The sequence below is a fragment of the Dechloromonas aromatica RCB genome, from assembly GCF_000012425.1.
This window is the reverse complement of sequence record NC_007298.1, coordinates 2,592,103-2,608,360: the sequence shown is the minus strand read 5'-3', so window position 1 is coordinate 2,608,360 and position 16,258 is coordinate 2,592,103. Positions and strand designations below refer to the sequence as shown.

12 protein-coding genes are annotated in these 16,258 nt (G+C 53.0%); all 12 read right to left on the bottom strand.

All coding sequences use genetic code 11. The features are described from left to right. Window positions 1-26: 26 nt before the first annotated feature. Genes DARO_RS22315 through DARO_RS12385 form a run of 12 tightly spaced genes read right to left on the bottom strand, consistent with a single transcriptional unit; the run spans window position 27 to window position 16,255 of the window. Entirely contained in the window at window positions 27-890 is an 864-nt protein-coding gene (locus DARO_RS22315; RefSeq protein WP_011288150.1) for a hypothetical protein, read from the bottom strand. Window positions 891-892: 2 nt separating this feature from the next. After that, on the bottom strand, window positions 893-2,371 hold the full coding sequence (locus DARO_RS12435; RefSeq protein ID WP_011288149.1) for a lipopolysaccharide biosynthesis protein: 1,479 nt from the start codon (window positions 2,369-2,371) through the stop codon (window positions 893-895). Continuing rightward, complete coding sequence (locus DARO_RS23115; RefSeq protein ID WP_011288148.1) at window positions 2,368-4,386, bottom strand: glycosyltransferase; 2,019 nt, start codon at window positions 4,384-4,386, stop codon at window positions 2,368-2,370. Before DARO_RS23115 ends, DARO_RS12435 begins: the two co-directional genes overlap by 4 nt. A gap of 4 nt (window positions 4,387-4,390) precedes the next feature. Further along, complete coding sequence (locus DARO_RS12425; protein ID WP_011288147.1) at window positions 4,391-5,725, bottom strand: putative O-glycosylation ligase, exosortase A system-associated; 1,335 nt, start codon at window positions 5,723-5,725, stop codon at window positions 4,391-4,393. 9 nt (window positions 5,726-5,734) lie between these two features. Beyond that, window positions 5,735-7,090, bottom strand: a complete 1,356-nt coding sequence (locus tag DARO_RS12420) for an AMP-binding protein (RefSeq protein WP_011288146.1) — start codon at window positions 7,088-7,090, stop codon at window positions 5,735-5,737. After that, window positions 7,087-8,193, bottom strand: coding sequence for a glycosyltransferase family 4 protein (locus DARO_RS12415; RefSeq protein WP_011288145.1), 1,107 nt, complete (start codon window positions 8,191-8,193; stop codon window positions 7,087-7,089). The genes DARO_RS12420 and DARO_RS12415 overlap by 4 nt, the downstream gene beginning before the upstream one ends. Next, window positions 8,190-9,407: a TIGR04063 family PEP-CTERM/XrtA system glycosyltransferase gene (locus DARO_RS12410; RefSeq protein ID WP_041224998.1), complete on the bottom strand. Its 1,218-nt coding sequence runs from the start codon at window positions 9,405-9,407 to the stop codon at window positions 8,190-8,192. The genes DARO_RS12415 and DARO_RS12410 overlap by 4 nt, the downstream gene beginning before the upstream one ends. Continuing rightward, window positions 9,407-11,314: an XrtA/PEP-CTERM system amidotransferase gene (locus DARO_RS12405; RefSeq protein WP_011288143.1), complete on the bottom strand. Its 1,908-nt coding sequence runs from the start codon at window positions 11,312-11,314 to the stop codon at window positions 9,407-9,409. Before DARO_RS12405 ends, DARO_RS12410 begins: the two co-directional genes overlap by 1 nt. A gap of 11 nt (window positions 11,315-11,325) precedes the next feature. Next, window positions 11,326-12,489, bottom strand: coding sequence for a TIGR03088 family PEP-CTERM/XrtA system glycosyltransferase (locus tag DARO_RS12400; protein WP_011288142.1), 1,164 nt, complete (start codon window positions 12,487-12,489; stop codon window positions 11,326-11,328). Further along, window positions 12,486-14,003 (bottom strand): exosortase A, encoded by a 1,518-nt coding sequence (gene xrtA, locus DARO_RS12395; RefSeq protein WP_011288141.1) that lies wholly within the window; start codon window positions 14,001-14,003, stop codon window positions 12,486-12,488. Before xrtA ends, DARO_RS12400 begins: the two co-directional genes overlap by 4 nt. Next, window positions 13,994-15,214: a TIGR03087 family PEP-CTERM/XrtA system glycosyltransferase gene (locus tag DARO_RS12390; RefSeq protein WP_011288140.1), complete on the bottom strand. Its 1,221-nt coding sequence runs from the start codon at window positions 15,212-15,214 to the stop codon at window positions 13,994-13,996. The genes xrtA and DARO_RS12390 overlap by 10 nt, the downstream gene beginning before the upstream one ends. Window positions 15,215-15,220: 6 nt before the next feature. After that, window positions 15,221-16,255 carry a FemAB family XrtA/PEP-CTERM system-associated protein gene (locus DARO_RS12385; RefSeq protein ID WP_011288139.1) on the bottom strand — a complete coding sequence of 345 codons (1,035 nt, stop codon included), beginning with the start codon at window positions 16,253-16,255 and terminating at the stop codon, window positions 15,221-15,223. Window positions 16,256-16,258 lie beyond the last annotated feature (3 nt).

Sequence of the window (16,258 nt, the reverse complement as noted above, 5' to 3'; positions counted from 1 at the left end):
TGGCGGCAATGAAATAAAATTATAAACTAGTGTTCTGATAGTAGGAGCGAATAGTCTTCTTCGTTATATGTCTTACGAATCTGGTTGTCGTTTCCGCCGGAAAATTGGTTCGAGTGAAATAAAGCCATGTCTTGAGTATCCGGGGTGTCAATAACTCCCCGGATAAGGTTGTTTGATATTTGTTTTATCTTAAATCCTGATCGTATTGCTATTGCATGGAGCCATATGTCATCGGCTTTTGGGCAATAGTTAATAAATGAGCGGCCTGCTAATTTGAGTTTATTCTGAAATTCAGGTGGATAGATAACGCCAAATATTCCGAGCGCGAAATTTCGGAACGATGGCTCCGAATTCGAACAGTAGCTCCAGTTTAAGTAAGGGGCTATTTTTCCATTGGTGAATTTAATGGTTCGAGCACCATGGGCATTAATGTATTCCGGGTTTTTTTTCCATGCGTCGAATAATTGAGAAAGCCAATATTTGGGATAGATTACATCATCATCTGCTGTGACGAGAGGGAGGGTTGGATTTTGTTCATTTTCAATGTATGGAAAATACTTTGTGTGGGGGCCAAAATTTTCGCATAAATAGACTTCTAAACCTCGTTTCATAAGACGCATTAACGAAGCTGGTTTGTTTTTAAAAATCAAAGGATCATCAAGCCATAATATTATCCGGCTTGGGAGTATCGTTCCTTTGGCAATCGATTCAATAGTTAAGAAAACACTGTTGACGCGTTTTCCATAAGTTGTAAGTGAAATAACAGGGTTTTTTTCTTTGTTTGTTATTTTTTTTGTCGAAAAATAGTTGGTTAGGTGAAAAGAGTATATTTCCCTTATTTGATGTAGTTTTGAATCAATTTTCCAATAAATCTGTTTGATTTTTTTCATTTTTATTGCGTTTTATGTGATTTTTTTTTAAAAATGCCGAGCGTTCTTTTGCTGATTGATAAGAATATGGTTTCGTTAATTAATTGGTGCTTAATTATGTGCAGGCTAATGTACCATCCCGTTGCCGCTGCAATGGATGCAAGTAGGAGTTTTGGAAAAGTAATTGTCAATATTTCAAATTCGTAATTTGCAAAAATTAAAGTTGGGGTCAAGCTAAATGCAGTTACAATCAGACTTTTTGTTAGATTTTTGGTTAATAAGCGCCAATTGTTTGGAAGTACTTTATTCTTCATGAAAAAAGCATAAGGGGAGGAAAATGCAGCAGCGATTACAAAAAGTATGGGAGGTGTCTCAATATGGGGAAAGATGATTAAGCCAATGACAAAGAACGACGCCCGTAACGGGTGGGTTATTAATTCAATTTTCGTCGCCGTTGTAATGTTTCCCGTTGCTGTTAGTAATGAAATAATCAAGTAGCTTGGGGTTAAAACTGCGCCTGCTAGGCAATACCATCCGACAAAACCGGCGGCGGAATCCCATTGGGGACCAAATAGTAAGTTGAGTATTTCAAGAGAGAATATTGAGACAAATCCATAGAATGGCCATGCGAAGACGGATATTATCGCTATGGAATTTATGTGGTGGGTTTCCAAGTCTTGGTTTTGACGGTGGGCATTTGCAAATGCGGGATAGGCTACTCCATGAACGGCGGCCATCAAGTCGCGCTGGAATAGATTCATCAAACCTTGGGCTCGGCTGAGGATAGCTACGGGACCAAATCCTAAAAGCTTTCCTGCAACTAATTCAGTGATATCTGAGGATATTGTTACTGCAATGCTAGCAGCAGATCGCTTACTTCCAAATCCTACAACTGATCGCCATTCGTGCAGCGCGGGGAGCAATATCACACGCTCTTTTCGAACTATCCAAGCTCCGAATCCACTGCATATATTTGTAGTGACGGTGCCGATCGCCATGCTATTTGCACCAAATTCAAGATATGCAAGTGCAATTGTTGCTATGAATCCTAGGATTGTTGCAGACAGGGTAACGTATAGAATTTTTTGGAATAGCATCTCTCGGCGAAGCATCGCCAGAGAAACTGTACAGAACGGTAATATGAGAAAATTGATCGAGCAGATTTGTAGTGTTAATAGCATTCGAGGTTCTGCATAAACTCTGACTGCAAGCGAAGCGCCAGCGAGAGTAATTATGAAAAGCAATAGCCCCATGATGAGTGCTACGCCAAATGCAGTGCGAATGTGTGCTTCAGTGAGGTTTTTTTCTTGAATGAGGTAGCCGCCAACCCCAAAATCACGAAGGACTTGAGCGATACCGATGACAGCTAAGCTGACGGAGTAAAGGCCAATTTCTTCTGGTGAGAGAAGACGGGCGATTAAAATATTACTGGCGAGCGATATTGCGATCAGCGCGTAACGTTCGATAAACGAGATAGCAAGAGCTCGGCGAACGCTGGTCATTTGGAGGGCGCATTCTGCGATAGGGAGCGCAGGATACTGCGGCAGGCCAGTTTCCATCCACGCAACTGGCGCCAGTCACTACGCAAGGACATGAGGCTGCCATGGCGGGCGCGTTCAAGGTTGCCTACCGCCAGATGGGCTCCGGCAAAATCTCGCCAGGTTCGTGCGAGGGCAAGATCGACTTTTCTCTTGGCTGCGTGCTGGCCGTCCGGCGAGTTGTAGCCCCATTGGTCAATGGCACGAACAATGACGAGTGCTTGGTAATTTGTATCAGGCGCTTTTTTTGTAATGCTATCCGGGTGCATGCGGTAGAGCGCCAGTGGTTTTGGAATCCGGACAATCGGCGTTACTTGGGAGGCGCGCAGCCACAAATCATAGTCTTCACCGATTCGCAGCTTCTCATCGAAAATGCCAATTTCGTCGAACAGTGAGCGATGCATGAGTACGGTCGATGTCCAGACGCAGCAGTCTTCAAGCAAATCAGGATAGATCCAGCCAGTGGGGCCATCCCACAGAGAGGCATCGGTGCTGCGCTGAGCAAGATCCTTTAGGAGAGCTGCTTCAGGCTCTGGATTTGTGCAAGGCCAGACATGCCAAGCGGTATAGGCCATGCGTCCCCCCGGCTGGAGCGTAAATGCCTGCCATTGCGCATGCAGTTTACCGGGCAACCAGATATCGTCGGCATCAACAAAGGCAATCCAATCGCCTTTAGCATTCGCAATTCCGTTGTTACGGGCCACTGCAACACCGCTATTCTTTTGCTGCACCAGCGTTACGCCGGGGAATTGTGTGCGTACAAGTTCTGCTGAGCGATCAGAGGAGCCATCGTCGACTACGATGATTTCTAACCTGGGCCAGTCTTGCGCCAGCACCGAGCGCAGCGTCGCTCCTAGCCAGCGTTCGGCGTTGTAGCAGGGGATGACAACCGAAATCATCGGGAGCGCATCGCTTGGATGATCCTGTTGATTCTTCGCAGCAGGGGCCTCTTGTGCAGGGCGGGGGGCAGAGCCGACACCGAAGGTATGGCTTCCCTGTTCAGTCGCAGAAGCGCCGGTAGTCAGTGCTGCATCGTGCTGCCGAATGTTCATGAGAAGGCGCAGGCCGAAGCGCCAGCGACGGGCATCCCAAGGGGTGAAACGAGGCAGTTGAAAGATATCGGATGCTTTGGAGCAGGTGCCCCAATTGGTTGCAACAGCAGCATCGAAGCCAAGGGATTTGACAATGCTGGCATGAGCGGGAGAGTAGTCGGTCCCGAGCCTGCCGTTGGGGTAGGCAAAGAGTCCCACCCGTTCCCCCAGTATTCCCTCCAGGTGATCGCGGCTGTCGGCAATTTCGCGTTTGGCGACTATCTCATCAAGCTTGGCAAGGATCGGATGACTGACCGTATGTGCGCCAATTCCCGCCCCTTCGGCGCGCAATTGCTGCAGTTGCTGTGTTGAGAGCATCAGATCGTTCGGGAGAGTCGCTTGGCAGTACTCCGTGATGCGTGCAACTGCCTCCGAGCGCTGTTCCACGGGCAGATGTTTCACGGCCGGAATGATTTTCGCCAAGGCTGATCGCTTGTCTGCAATGCTATTCAGGGGAAGCGCGCCAAGACCCAAGAATGCTCCGTCGATTTCAGGTAGGGCTGCGCCACGGACAGATTCGATAATCGTGTCATTCCACATCCTTCCCCCGTCAAGGAACCCGGTCGCGATGAAGAATGTTGCTGGGAGGCCATGCTTGCGGAGGATGGGGTGAGCGCAAGTGAGGTTATCTGCATAGCCGTCATCGAAAGTGATAGCTGCTGCACGTGGGGGCAGATTGCACCGCTGCAGGCGTAACACAGCTTCGTTCAACGGGAGGACATTGAACCACTCTTTCAACCAGCGGGCTATTTGTTCGAAGCGAGCAACGTCAGGCTCATCCGGAAAGAGCGGGTCAGGTACTGGGAGCACCCGATGAAAAATCAGAATCGACAAATGCGCTTTACTCCCTCCCGGGGAGGCGAGCTGGAAGGCCTGTTTGAGAAACATGGCCTTAGTATCCCTTTGCAATGCGCTGAGTAGGCAAGCTTGTTGCCGGAGAGGGCTTGGGCTTGCGAAGCCCTGCGTATTCCAGAAAAGGTATCTTCGGTTCACGCTCCCATGCTTTGGTTTCCACCCAATTTCGAGCAATTACTACCAGTACCATCATGTAGTACGGTAGGTCGAAATACGCCAAGCTAAGAAACGCTCCCCCAACGGCATAGCCTACTAAAGCAACCTGGACCATGCCGCCTAAGTTTGCAGCCCATTTTGCCTCAGGAATCGATATCGCATGCTTGTTCAACCAGCCCCCATAGCGATATGTGGAGAACCACAGGCAAACAAAAATAAACAAACCGACAAATCCGTGGTTTCCGAGCACTTGGAAGTAAATACTGTGTGCGGCAATGGGGCCAGCTCCATCACCATAAAGAGCGAAGATGGAGCCATGCTGATAGGACATTCCGGCACCAAATAACTCGTGTTTGGCGACCGCCCAGGCAACTCCCCAGGCGTATAGACGTCCTTGCGCCGATTGGTCCTCTTCGTAGGTGCCGATTGTTTCCATTCGGCTCCACCATTCCTCCGGCATCATCGGCAACATGGCCATAAGGAAAACCAGAATGAGCAGTGAGGTTGCACCTTTCCGCCGACTGCGCCACCACAACATTGCTCCCATCGCCGCAATGGCAAGCAATCCCCCGCGAGAGTGTGAGCCAAGTGCCGATGCCGCACAGAGAAACATCGTTGCGCTCAGTCCGTGACGGACCCATTTGTTGGTTGCCTGTAATTGCAGGAAATGCAGCAGGGGAATCGTGATAATTAGTGCCAGCGCAAATTCGTTGTTGTCTTCAATAAAAGATCCCGGCGGCCCCCAGACACGAAAGCTGCCGCCATGGAGAATGGTGAACACTCCTCCTTTGGCCCCGAGAATGGCTAGCGAAGCAGCTGCTACCCAGGCGAAAGCAATGATGTGATGCTTCGTTTGAAGTAGCGCAAGCGCAATAAAGGTCATGAAGTAGATCTTCATGACTTTGCTCCACTGCAAATAGTCGCCATCGGTATCTACCCCGAATAGCCAAGATAGAGTAATCCAGATAGCGAAGGCAGCGAAGATTCCAACTGGCGCCCCCTTGAAAGGGGATTGACGTTCTTTCGTCATGAACAGCCCGAGCAGGGTAGCGACTGCTGCGATAGCCGCGAGTGGTGCATCGTAGGCAAATCCCCAAGTAAAGCGGTGGGGGTTCATTAGACTGAGCCAGGTCCATAGCAATACACCGATCCATGGGCGCCTCAATGCCATGACTGCCAAGACTAAAACCATGGAAACAACGATTACATCGCGCATGAGTCGTACCTATTCATTGATCTGGACATGGCTCACGATGTATCGGAATTTGCCAGAGTTCTCACGCGGAATATCAGCGACACGTTCAACGGTAACGTTGACCATTTGTCCAAGGCGGGCCTTGATACCTGCCGTTATCGTCGCTTCGACCTCAGATCCACAAACTTCGCCAGGAACGATCTGAACTGTCATTTGTTCCTTGGTGTGTTGAATGACCTTGAACGCGGCAATGCCGGGTATATCCCGGATTGGATAAATTACCGCCAGACCATGCACAATTGTGCCGTCTGCCGCGACGACGAAATCGGTGGTTCTTCCCTGAATTTCCTCAAGAAGTGGCAAGCCGCGTCCACAAGCACAACGTTTATCGGACATGACTGCTACGTCGCCGGTACGGTAGCGGATGAACGGGTAATCTCCCGTTGCCAGGTGTGTTACGACGACTTCTCCCGCGGTGCCATGGGGCAGGGGAGACCCATCCTTGTCGACAATCTCGATAATGATGTCTTCGGCCGTGATGTGCATCCCGCCCTGCGGGCATTGATGCGCAATAAAGCCAGCATCGCGACCGCCGTAACCATTGGCTACAGGGCACGCAAAGACGCGGGAAATGTCGTCGCGCTGGTGGTCGTAGAGCCGTTCAGAGGTTACGAAGGCGACCTTGATGCCGAGATCGTTCATCGCTATTCCGCGCTTTTCAGCATGTCTGGCGATTAAGGAGAGTGAAGATGGGTAGCCAAAAAGCATGGCTGGTTTTTTTCTGCGGATACACGTGATGAAATCATCAAGACGGGATTCGCTCATTTCAAAGGCTGACAGGAGTTCCGTGCGCATTAGTCGATCACGAATCTGGCGCATTCTGTCTTGGGCGGTTAACTCAATGGGAGAGCCCCAGACGACGATTTCCGGGTCGCCAATATCAACATCCCACCAGCGGGTCGCTCGCCACTTGGCGGCGACATCGTGGCTGATCCGCTCGTTGCCAATGAAGAAAATAAGGGGTTCGCCGGAGGATCCGCCGGTATTGAAGCGTGCTAGTCCTTGGGCAATATCGGATTTCATGCGCTCACCTTCGGCGCGGATGATTGCCTTTGTCAGAAATGGCAGTTTCTGTAGGTCAGCTGTTGTCGTCACGGCCTCCGGGTTGAAACCCAGCTTGGCGAACAGTTCCCGATAATACGGCACGTGTGTGCCAGCCAAGGTAAGCAGACGGCGCAGTCGCTCGACTCTGAGGAATTCCAGCTTGTCGCCAGACCACCACTGAGAATCGTCCATTGCCTTGCGGACCTTCAGCGTTGTATGTCCCTTGTAGGTTTCCTGAGCGGGAAACAGGATATTGGCAACGAAGGATGTGTATAGACTCATGATTGCCTTAAAACCAGTTTGGGGTTTTTTGAAAGCGCCAATTTGTAGACTTTTTCCCACTGAGGCCAGACGTTGTCCCACGTATAGCGCCGGACTTCGGCTAGTCCATTGTCGATCAATTGGTTGCAGAGGCTCGGTTCGTCGATCAGCCGCATTAGTGCGTTTGCCATGGCTTCGGGGGAACGGGCCGGTACCAGCAGTGCTGTTTCGCCATCGCTGACAATATAAGGCACGCCGCCCACATTGGTACTCACCACGGGAACTCCGCTGGCCAGGGCTTCCAAAACAGAGTTAGGCATGTTGTCGACCAAGCTTGGATTGATCGCAATGTCGACCGCTCGATAGAGGCTGGCCATGGCTTGCGGTTCGAGTCGGCCAGTGAACTTTACTGCAGCTGAAAGCGATAGATTGTTGACGAGAGATTGCAACGCGTTAGCTTCAGGTCCTGAGCCAGCAATGGTCAGGGTCACGTCGGGGTAACGGGAGTGCACCAAGGCAAAGGCGCGGATCGCAGTTTCATTGTCGTAGATGGGCTCAAGATTTCGCGCGATCAGTAGGTGGCGTCGGATGTTGCGATGAGGATTTGGATTACGGAAGCGCTCCAGATTGATTATGTTCGGTACCACTTCCGCCGTGATCCCGAAGCGCCCGAAGACTTCCTGCAAAAATCCCGAGGGTACTGCGAGAACCGATGCTCTCGAAAGGCTCCAACGAATTTTTGACGCTGATCTATCGAGGAATGCTCCAGCTTCTCCGCCACGATAATTGACTACGACCGGTACTTTTCGCCAGTGAGCGATCCAGATTGCAGGAGCGGCAAAGAGATGCCATGACCAACCTGAGTTGGCCATGACGTGCATAAGGTCGGCGCGACCTGCCAGACGCCACAACGACAGGATGTAAGGCAGCAGTCTGAAGACTGCTCGCAAAAATGGCACCTGGCCGATCCAGGTTGGGCAATATGGAGCATTTACCTGTGCCATTGAAACCGTTATTCCCTTATCGGAAAGCAGCTCCGCGAGTTGTCGCGTCTGGTTCGCCATGCCGCCAAAGGGCGGAGGCAGAGGCCCGACCAGCCCAACTCGGAGCTTTTCTGAAATCATGAAACAACCTGGCGGCCAAGCAGCTGACTGTATGGTGTGACGTAATTGGCCACGCTGTTAGGCCAATTACGTATTTCCTCAACAAAATGGCGACCGTTTTTCTTTATCTCAGGCCAGCTTTCAGGATCGTTCAACAGGTGGGAAATGGCTTGTGCAAGTGCGTCGCGATCGCCGGCTTTGAACAGAATGCCGGTTTTATTGTGCTCCACAAGTTCTTTGTGCCCACCCACATCGGAGGCGACAAACAGTTGGCCTTGGGCCATGGCTTCCAGCGGTTTGAGCGGGGTGACCAGTTCGGTCAGGCGCATCGGGTGGCGTGGATAGGCCAGCACGTTGATCAGATCGTAGTAGCGCCCAACTTCCTTGTGCGGCACACGGCCAGTGAAGATGACGTGCTCGTTGAGCCCGAGCCGTTCGGCCTGCTGGCGCAAATTTTCTTCCTGTGGTCCGCCTCCGACCAGAAGCACGCGAACGTCCGGGCGTTGTCTGATCATTTCTGGCAGGGCGTCAAGCAGAAGATCGAGGCCTTCGTAGGCGTAGAAGGAGCCGATGAAGCCGACCACCGTCTTGCCGATCAGTCCCCATTTTTCCTGGAGTTGCGGGTCGGGCGGACTGGCGAGTTTGAAGGAGTCGACATCGACTGCATTCGGGATAACAGTCACTTTGTTAGCCGGGGTACCGCGTGCGACGATATCGGCCCGAAGTCCTTCACAGATGGTGAAGATGTGGTCAGCCTGCTGGATGGCTCTGGTTTCAAGTTTGCGGGTGGCACGATAGCGCAGGCTACCTTCAGTGGTACTGCCATGGTCGACTGCCGCATCCTCCCAAAAGGCGCGAATTTCATAGACGACAGGAATGCCCAGGCGCCGAGCAACCTTGATGGCTGGCAGAATGTTAAGTACCGGTGAGTGCGCATGAATGATGTCTGGCCTGACATCTCGCGCAACTTCTTCCAGTCTCTTTTCAAGTTGCTTCATAAGTGCCAGTTCTTTGCCTATCGGCAAAGAAGCAAGTGTACCCCTAGCTAATGGCGTGCGGTGGAAGCGCAGGCCATCTACATCTTCCCACTGGGCTGATGTTTCACCTTGTTTGGGAGATGTCAAATGATAGGTTTCCCATCCCAGGGCACGCTGCTCGCGCAGCAGCGCCGCCGTGCGGAAGGTGTAGCCGCTATGTAACGGTATGGAATGATCCAGGACGTGGAGAATTTTTATCATGCGGCTTCGCCTTGTTCCATGACGTTGCGCAGGAAGGCTTCGAACATCAGAATGGTCCAGATCGAAGCACTGTAGTCTCGGCTACCGTTGTTATGGTCGGTAACCAGTTTCTGCAGGTAGTCGCGGTTGAACCAGCCCGTATCGGCCAGTCGTGATCCAAGGATGGACTCTTGCACCCGCGTCTTGAGCGGGCCGCGGAACCAGCGAGCGAGCGGCACGCTAAAGCCCATCTTGGGACGATAGAGGACGTCGTTCGGCAGATGCGGTTCCATGCTCTTCTTCAGCAGATATTTTCCTTCCTGGCCTCGGATTTTCAGCGTCGAGGGCAGGGTGGCGAGCCATTCGACCAGCTTGTGGTCCATCAGCGGTTCGCGTACTTCCAGTGAATGGGCCATGCTGGCACGGTCGACCTTGGTGTTGATGTCGCCGATCAGGTAGGTTTTTAGATCGAGATACTGGATCAGCGCCAGCGGGTCAGTGGTGTCTGCCTTTGCCGCATGGTCGGTGAATACCTTGAGGGCATCATAACCACTGAGCGCAGACTTGAACTGGGTACTGAACAGCCGGTCGCGCATCGGGGCGCGCAGGATTGAGACAGAGTGGAAATAGGCTTCCACAGAGTTGCGAGCCATGCCTTCAAAGGTCGTCTTGGCGCGGAAGACGCGCGGTGCCCAGTCGGCTTTCGGATAGAGCTTGCCCAGCGCACCGAAGAGCGGACGGCGCAGGCCAAGTGGCAGTGCCGAGCGCATTTTCTCTTCCATCATGTGCAGCCGGTAGCGGCGATAGCCGCCGAAACTCTCGTCGCCGCCATCGCCGGAGAGGGCAACGGTCACATGCTTGCGGGCGAGCTGGCAGACGCGATAGGTGGGGATGGCCGAGCTGTCGGCGTAGGGCTCGTCGTAGAGTCGGGCCAGTGTGTCGATCAGGTCGAAGTCGTCACTTTCGACGATGTCGAGGTGATGGTTGGTCTGGTAGCGGTCGGCCACCATCTTGGCGAACTCGGATTCGTTGAAGGCTGGATCGGAGAATCCGATCGAGCAGGTATTGACCGGTTTCTGCGAGAGGCCGGCCATGAGGGCGACAACAGCGCTGGAATCGACTCCGCCGGAAAGAAAGGCGCCGAGTGGCACTTCCGAGATCATGCGAAGTTTGATTGATTCTTCCAAACGGTGCGTCAGCTCGGCCTGGGCATCTGCATCGCTGATCGGATTGTCGAGGGTGAAACGGACGTCCCAGTACTCACGGGGAGTGCCGACCGGCTGGCCACGGCGCACCAGCAGGGTACTGGCGGGGGGGAGCTTCAATGCCTGCTTGAAGATGGACCGCGGTTCGGCTACGTAGCCAAGGGCGAAGTATTCCTCGACGGCACAAGGATCGATGTCGCGCTTGAGGCCGCCGTGGGCGAGCAGGGATTTGAGTTCGGAACCGAAAAGAAAGGTGCCGTCGTCGAGGAGGGCATAAAACAGTGGCTTGACGCCGAGGCGGTCGCGGGCCAAGAAGAGCGTTTCCCTATTGCGGTCCCACAGTGCGAAGGCAAACATCCCACGGAAGCGGTCGACGCAGCTTTCGCCCCAGGCTTCCCAAGCGTGCACGATGACTTCAGTATCGCTACGGGTGTGGAAAACGTGGCCGAGCGCCTGCAATTCCGGAATCAGTTCCTGATAGTTGTAGATTTCGCCGTTGAAGACGACGCAAACACTATTGTCCTCGTTGTAAAGAGGCTGCTGGCCGGTGGACAGGTCAATGATCGACAGCCGGCGATGGCCGAGCCCGACGCCGGGTTCGACATGGGTACCGCCTTCGTCTGGACCGCGATGGATCTGCGATTCGTTCATGCGGTGCAGAACGGCACGATCAATATCGCGTTTGCTTCGGGTGTCGAAAATGCCAGTGATGCCGCACATGCTGTGTCCTGTCAGTGCTTGGGGAGTGCACCGCTACGGTGCAGTAATTGGTCGTAGATGCCTTGGTAGGCTGCAACCATGGCGTTCATGCTGAATTTCTGCTCGACGCGTTGCCTTCCTGCGCGGCCAATGGCTTTTGCCGCGCCAGGGTCACTCGCATAGCGCACAATGCTTTTGGCCATGGTTTCATGATCTGTCGGAGGAATGATTTCCCCGGTAATGCCGGAATCCACCAAGTCTGAATTGCCACCGACGTCGGTGGCAATTACGGGTAAGCCCGAAGCCATCGCTTCGAGAATGGTATTGGAAATACCTTCAGCCAGCGAAGGCAGAACGAAACAGTCCAGAGTTCGCATGATCTCGGGAATATCGGTGCGCTCGCCTGGCAGCCAAGCCAAGCGTCCAATTCCCGCGGCGTCCAGAACTTGCTGGCATTCAGCCCTGAGCGGGCCATCGCCGACGAGTAGCAGGCGAATGCGGGGCTGAAGTTCTGGTGCAATTTCGAGAGCTCGAACAAATGCTCTGGCAAGCGTCACCTGATCTTTTACTGTTTGCATACGCCCAACGGTACCGATCACCCAGTGATCATCAGCTGAAAACGGGTAATTCGATATTGGTGAGCGAGTGCCTGATGGGGTAAAACGTTCAGTGTCGACACCGTTATATACCTGCAACATCTTGTTTTCCGGGACATGAATAATACCATTTAGATACTGGGCAAGATCCCTGGACAGGGCGAGGTAATAACTCACGAAGGGACGGTAAAATCGGCGGATACGTTGATAGGTGATATTGCTGCCATCCAGATCGCCTACGTCACGGCCATGTTCGCCGTGAATACGTATGGGAACTCCGGCCAGCCAGGCTGGCAATTGGGCTTCTAGCGCTGCGAGGTTGCGACTATGGACAATGGCCGGACGTAATTGGCGGAATAAACGAAACAGCTGCGGAAAAATCCAGAAAGTTTGCCCTGGTTGTTTTCTCAACGAGAAAAACTGAACATCGTTTCGCTGGATGCGCTTACGAAAATCGGTGATCTCGGTGAGTGCGATAACGGCATGTCGGTATCGATCCGGCGACATATGGTTGATCAGGTTGATGACACCATTTTCCAGCCCCCCCGTGTCGAAACGGTACACCACATGCGCAATGAGCGGGCGTGGATCGTCGTTCATCGAGCGTCGCGAGTCGCCGCAAGCCATTGGTTGATGGTTCCCGCAGCCTGGGTTGAGAAAGCGGGCAATGTGTCGGCAGCTGATTCGCTTGGTGCATAAATCATGATGACGGCAGAATCATCACCGGCGCCACGCAGACGAGACAGGGCTGTCTGTAGTTTGGCCTCGGCTTCGGAAGTAACGAGCTTGCCGTTGACCCAGTACCACTGCCAAACAATGAGATTGCTTGGAGGGCTGGTGTCTTTCCCTAAAATCTGGGCTGTACGAACCACCGGGGGGAGGCCGTCGATATTTATATTTGCAGTGTCCCGGGATAGAACAGACCACACAGTGTCGTTGGACTTGGCCAGCATATTGGTTGATGTGACCAGCTTGCGTTGATAGTCCTGGTTCCGGTAATAGGCCACGTACAGACCAACAGTTTTAGCATCTTGACTGAACGCAGTCTGAAGTTTTGCAGGCGGGGAATCGTAGGCAGGTTGCCAACTGGCAAAAAGGGGCCGGTTCTGCCAGCCATTCTCTATGGATAGTGTTGGAAGTTTCGGTTCGCTGGCCTTGTCCAACTTGTCGATGGCGGCGAAAGCAAGTGGTCCAGCTGCTGCAAGCAAGGCGATAATCAGGCTGGCTAGCCAGCCTGATTTAGCCGTAGTGGGCGAGGTAAAGAGAGCTGGTTGCGAGGCGGCGGGGGACTCGGCCCACCGGGTCCCGATCATGAACATTGCCATGATTACCACGCCAAAGAACAGCCATCCATAGATCAGGTGATCGACACCGGCCGCGAGTTTGTTGCCGGAAAAGTGGCCGAGCATGACGATCATGTAGGCGCGCAACCAGTTGGCGACCACTGGAACCAGCATCGAAACCAGAATGAAAATCAAGCGACGGCGTAACGTGACAAAATTGAGATAGGCGAAAAGGGTACCGACCGTTACTGACGCGATGATGTAGCGGATGCCGCTGCATGCTTCGACTACCGACCAATTGCCGGATGGAATAACAAATTGGTTGCCTTCTTGGTAAACCGGAATGCCGGTCGCGCGTAGCGCGGTAACCGTGAAGGCCGCTGTCCAGTCCATCAATTTCGGCATCATGAAATCACCGATTGGGACAGAGAAGAGCAGGAAGGCGAGCGGAAAGGCGATGTGGCGGCTGATCCTCAGTCCCAGGAGGGACATGATGGAAAGAATCAACGTAATCACAAGTGCAAACTGGGTCAGTGCATTGACTGCCGTCAATTGGCCCAGGAGCCAAGCGAAAGTTGCTACTGCCAGCGGTAGAGCCAGCCAGCCGGAGGCTGTTGGTTGGATAGCAAGAAGTTCATCGCGCTTGCGCCAGATCAACCACAGGGCGATAGGCGGCACGATAAACGCATGGGCGTAAGTGTCTGAGCGCGCCCAGATTTCCAGCATCGCCGACATTGTTCCCCAATACCAGAAGAGGATCCAGCCGATCAGAGCCAGCAGTAGCGGTAAAGTGCGTAGCCAGGCCGTAGGGAGTCTAGTGACTAGGAACATGTCAATTCTGGCTGTTCAGGGAAATGGAGATAGGGGTTGATACCGCTCAGGTGTGCCTCCCAGCTGTATCGGCCCACGACCCGTGTGCGGGCTGCCTGACCGATGGCGTTGCCGATCGTCGGGTTCGCCAGTTGCTTGTCGATCGCAGCAATGAACTCGCTGGCTGTTGCTGCTGCGAGCAATTCTGCATCGATTTTGGCGTCGACCGCAGCGGCACATTCTGTCGTGGCAATGACGGGGCGTCCCATGGCCATGGCCTCCAGAATCTTGTTTTGGATGCCTCTCGCGACGCGTAGCGGGGCGACGACGATACTCGCGTGTTGCAAATAGGGGCGGACGTCTGGAACGGTTCCCGTCACAACGACATGCTCATTTGCCAGCGCAAGTACTTCAGGGGTGGGGCTACGGCCAACGATATAGAAGCGAACTTCAGGACGCTGCTGCCTCACTCTTGGCAATATTTCGTTCACAAACCAAATGGCAGCGTCAATGTTCGGCCAGTAGTCCATTGCACCGGTGAATACAACAGGAGTTTCTTTATCGCCAAACGGGTTTGGTCGCTCAGGATCGGGCGAGAAGAAGTCGGCATCTACGCCATTGCACATCGCATCGATACGGACGCCACATTCTGGTGCAAGTCGCTTGAACAGGGCGACTTCTGCGTCGGTGACAAAAAAAGATCGGATTGCCAAGGAGGCCATCAGTCGTTCGTAGGCAAGCAGTAACTCGCCTTCACGACGATAAATCCAGGACATGGGCCAGCGATGCTTATCGGCATACTGAGTCCATTTGGCCGAATCAACGTCGACAAAGTCGATCAATACCGGCACTCGTCGTTTGTCTTCGATGTATTGCGCCATCGCTGAACTAAAGATCACGATCGCATCAATCTGGTGATGCTTGCAGATGTTGTCCACCCATGCCTGTAAGCCAGCATCACGATAGTAGCGAAGAGTCAAAGGTTCGCCGGCAAGCAGGCCATTGAGGCTGCGAATCTTGGCGAAACGTGGATCAAGGCGGGCGACATACAATTCAGTGCAAAGGCCTCGTACGGTTTCAATATGCACCTCGTCTTCCGGATCATCAACGAAGGTTCCGAGGAAGACCTTGTGCTCTTTGACCAAGTGTTTAAGCAGGTGGAACGAACGTACCTTGTCGCCTTTGTTCGGCGGATATGGCAGTCGGTGGACGAGGTAGAGAATGTTAGCCATTCGATCTCAGCCCAGGTTGCGGACAATGTGCGGTCCGAGCAGGTTGGCGAGTCCGATTGGCAGGCGTCGCCAAGCTGCGATGAACAATTTGTATTTGGCGTTGCTGGGATTGTTTTGAGGGATATCGTTGCCCTTGTACAGGCAATATTCATAAGACAAAGGGCGCGGCTCAAAGCCCCAGTTTTTCTTGAATGCGTAGGGACCTGTACCTACCTTGCTGCGGCCGTAGTCGAAAATCTTTAGTCCGCGCTCGCAAGCACGACGCATGAGTTCCCAGTATTTGAAATCGTTGGCTGCCTGGTCACGGGCTGCTTCATCGTCACCAGCGTAATAGGGAAGGACTTCGTCGCGGAAATAAAACGAAAGTACGCTACTTAAGATCCGTCCATCCGGGCCTGTCACCGTAAGGATTTCGCAGTCGTTACCAAAAGTCCTGAGCAGACTGTCGAAATAGCGCTTTGGCAGGGCTGGTGTGCCATGGCGATGGACATTGTCGGCAAAGAGCGAGAAGAACCTGTCACAGGTAGGGTCAACCGTACTGATCAATCCGTTCTTGATGCCTTTGCGGACCATCGCGCGCTGTTTGCGAGGAATAGCCAGCATGTTGGCTTCGACATCGGGCAGAATTTCCTTGCGGAAAGTTACGTAGAGATCCTGGATTGGCCACTCGCTATGGCGTGGTGTGAGGTTCCGGAATTCGAGGTGGTCTACCTTGAGTTCCTGTGCGAGCTTTTGGGCTTCTTGCTCCAGCATGGAGACGACATCTGGACGGCTGGCCACGACTCCACCATAGACAGCAAAGGGTAGGGAGGTCAGTGAATTGCCGAAAAGCAAACTATTGATCTGCGCCAGTGGCAAAACGCCGACGATTTCGCCATTTTCTTCGGCATAAAGATACCAGGTGGGGTGTTTAAAAACTTCCCGAATAATGCCTTGCCAGTCCGCGCGATGAAAAAAGGTGGCTTCTGGGCTGGCGTAAACAAAAGCATCCCAGCGCGCAGCGCCTTCCTTGTCTGAAGGATTTAGTTGCCTGATCTGCATGGG

Coding starts and splice junctions, on each gene's coding strand:
- DARO_RS12405 (WP_011288143.1), bottom strand. CDS start 11,314: ATGTGCGGCATCACTGGCATTTTCGACACCCGAAGCAAACGCGATATT.
- DARO_RS12385 (WP_011288139.1), bottom strand. CDS start 16,255: ATGCAGATCAGGCAACTAAATCCTTCAGACAAGGAAGGCGCTGCGCGC.
- DARO_RS22315 (WP_011288150.1), bottom strand. CDS start 890: ATGAAAAAAATCAAACAGATTTATTGGAAAATTGATTCAAAACTACAT.
- DARO_RS23115 (WP_011288148.1), bottom strand. CDS start 4,386: ATGTTTCTCAAACAGGCCTTCCAGCTCGCCTCCCCGGGAGGGAGTAAA.
- xrtA (WP_011288141.1), bottom strand. CDS start 14,003: ATGTTCCTAGTCACTAGACTCCCTACGGCCTGGCTACGCACTTTACCG.
- DARO_RS12415 (WP_011288145.1), bottom strand. CDS start 8,193: ATGATTTCAGAAAAGCTCCGAGTTGGGCTGGTCGGGCCTCTGCCTCCG.
- DARO_RS12425 (WP_011288147.1), bottom strand. CDS start 5,725: ATGCGCGATGTAATCGTTGTTTCCATGGTTTTAGTCTTGGCAGTCATG.
- DARO_RS12435 (WP_011288149.1), bottom strand. CDS start 2,371: ATGACCAGCGTTCGCCGAGCTCTTGCTATCTCGTTTATCGAACGTTAC.
- DARO_RS12420 (WP_011288146.1), bottom strand. CDS start 7,090: ATGAGTCTATACACATCCTTCGTTGCCAATATCCTGTTTCCCGCTCAG.
- DARO_RS12400 (WP_011288142.1), bottom strand. CDS start 12,489: ATGAACGACGATCCACGCCCGCTCATTGCGCATGTGGTGTACCGTTTC.
- DARO_RS12390 (WP_011288140.1), bottom strand. CDS start 15,214: ATGGCTAACATTCTCTACCTCGTCCACCGACTGCCATATCCGCCGAAC.